This window comes from Clostridium sp. UBA3061 (assembly GCF_002367465.1).
Taxonomy (GTDB): Bacteria; Bacillota; Clostridia; order Clostridiales; family Clostridiaceae; genus Clostridium_J; species Clostridium_J sulfidigenes.
Genome location: NZ_DFCF01000018.1, coordinates 1 through 2,710 on the forward strand (window position 1 = coordinate 1; position 2,710 = coordinate 2,710).

General features: G+C 29.1%; 2 protein-coding genes. One reads left to right on the plus strand and one right to left on the minus strand.

All coding sequences use genetic code 11. The annotated features are described in order from the left end of the window. The first annotated feature begins 421 nt into the window (after positions 1-421). Positions 422-1,531 (plus strand): hypothetical protein, encoded by a 1,110-nt coding sequence (locus B2P65_RS15675; RefSeq protein ID WP_346878406.1) that lies wholly within the window; start codon positions 422-424, stop codon positions 1,529-1,531. Positions 1,532-1,821: 290 nt separating this feature from the next. On the opposite strand, the gene B2P65_RS15680 is transcribed toward B2P65_RS15675, so the two are convergent. Beyond that, a complete protein-coding gene (locus B2P65_RS15680) occupies positions 1,822-2,574 on the minus strand; it encodes an ABC transporter ATP-binding protein (RefSeq protein ID WP_346880490.1) in 753 nt (250 codons plus the stop codon). Positions 2,575-2,710 lie beyond the last annotated feature (136 nt).

Genomic DNA, 2,710 nt, shown 5'->3' on the forward strand with positions numbered 1-2,710 from the left:
ATGAGATGTATTTAAATGATAATGAAAATGGATATAGAGAAGTTTTAGTAGGGATTAACCTTAACATGAGATGTATTTAAATCTAATTCATAAGTTTTTTCAAATATATCGGGTTTAGATTAACCTTAACATGAGATGTATTTAAATAGCAATTATCGCAACATTTTTATAGTTATTATCACTGATTAACCTTAACATGAGATGTATTTAAATTAATCATAGGAATAAACATTTGTACTCTTGCCTGGATTAACCTTAACATGAGATGTATTTAAATACGAATTTAAATTTATTTAAGGGGTTGTGTTAAATTGAATGGTATTAAAACTGAACTTTTATTAATATAAATGTTTAATCAATAAGTTATATAAGTTAATATTAAAGTAAGAAAATAATCATAAGATTAAGGGGATGGTTGCCAATGAACAACTCTTTATTTACTAAAATTAAATCATACATACCTACAGTTAAAAAGGATTCGAAGGAAGATTATCTTACGGAGTTATTTACCTTTATTTTAAATGAGGTTGATGGATTAGCTAATGCTTATTGCAAGTTTTTAGTTAGTAAGTTTAAAGATAAGGATGTCTTAATAAACCATCAAGAAGATGTTACCTTAGATACTCAAGTAAGTGTTAGTAAGGGGAGAATAGACTTACTAATTAGATCTGGAGATAAAGGATTTATATGTGAACATAAGGTGGATAGTGGTTTAGGAATTAATCAAATAAAAAAATATAAGGAATGTTCAAGTGAACTAGGAAGTGAAGAATTTTATACTGTTTTAGTAACAAGAACAAAATTACAACATACGCAAAAATCAGATATATCATTAGTATGGGGTGAAGTTTGTGTTTTCTTAGAAAAATTTAAGGAAAGTAAAGATGAACTTAATCCTGTTAATGATTTTTTAGTAGAACAGCTTATACAATATTTAAGGGATCAAGGTCTTGGATTGTATGAGAATATAAAGGTTGAAGAAGTGTTATCAAATTTCTTAGCTCAGAGTTTTTTAGAAAAGGTTAGAGAGATTTTGTACATACCAACTATTGAAGAGCTTAGAGCAGAAGTTGGTGATTTAGAAATATTTAAAAGAGAAGATTTTATTAGAAAAAGACAAAATGATAGATGGGGAAGATGCGGTATTGAGTTATTTGAAAATTGGAGCCCTGGGATATTTGTAGGAATTATATTTGATCCTAAAGATCATAAAATAGAGCCATTAGATAAGGAAAAGGGACCTGATTTTGTTATATTAGTTGATATTTCAGAGGTTAAAAATAGAGCTGCTGTGGTTAATTCTAATAATTTTCAAGAATTAACAAGAAGACTAAAGGATAATAGTGGTGAATTTGATCTAATCCATACTGGTTTCAAAAATAAATACAGATTATTAGTATTAAGAAAGTCTTTTTTAGATATTATTCAAGATAGATACACTTTAGATGAACAAATTAAGGAGATAAAAAAAGTTACCTTTGAGGGATTAAAGTTAATGTTACAAGATGATTTATTATATAGTGCATTTTAATAATTTTTTAATAATACGAATGTAGCCTTAAAGAGTTGGACATACTATTAGTGTAAAAATAAAAACTTTAAATATCTATTCTATAAGGAGATGATAGCATGGAATTAATGATAATAGGTGCAGCTATGTATGTAGTAGCAAAGGGTGTTGAAATATTATTAAACATGATTTAATCTCAACAGTAAGAGCAATAAAAAAAGAAGGGGCTGTCCCATTAACATAAGATAAATATGCTAACGTGACAGCTTTTTGTAGGTCCATAGAAAATTTGATGATATTTTATGTCTTATTTACTCTTCCTCAAGCATTTTCAGTATTTTTGCAGTTATATGAGCATATTCCACATTTCCTCTATCTCTGGGTCTATCCATATTAACATCAATAATGCTTCTAATATTTCCAGGGTTTTTGCCCATTACTACAATTTTATCAGATAGATAAACAGCTTCATCTACTGAGTGGGTTACGAATAGAATTGTTTTCTTATTTTTCTCCCAAATATTCAAAAGTTCTCTTTGTAATATTATACGAGTATAGGCATCAAGTGCTCCGAAAGGTTCATCCATTAATAGAACTTCAGGATTATTAGCCAGGGCTCTTGCTATTGCAACTCTTTGCTGCATTCCACCGGAAAGCTCATAAGGATATGCATTTTCGAATTCTTCCATATTTATTAGCTTTAAATATTTTCTTGCTTCTTCAAGTCTCTGTTTTTTAGGCACTTTTTTAAATTCAGCACCTAGAGCAATATTATTTATAACGTTTTTCCACTGGAGCAGAGAATAATGCTGAAAAACCATACCAATTTCAAAGGATGGCTTAGTAATCTCTTTGCCCTTGAAAAATACATTTCCCTTTGTTGCTTTTTCTAAACTGGATATAATTCTAAGTAGGGTTGACTTTCCACATCCAGAGGGGCCTACAATAGATATAAAATCATTTTCTTGGACTGATAGGTTTATATCTTTTAAAGCATGTACCTCTAGTGAACCCCCTGTAATAAATGTTCTGCTAAGATTTGATATTTCAATATAATTTTCCATACTATCACCCCTATCTTACTTTACTTTGCCAGGAAAAGTATTTCTTTTCTACGATTCTATAAATTCCATCAAGGCTTGCTCCTACAGCACCAATACAAATCATTCCTGTGATAACTGTTGATTTATACTAAAACTG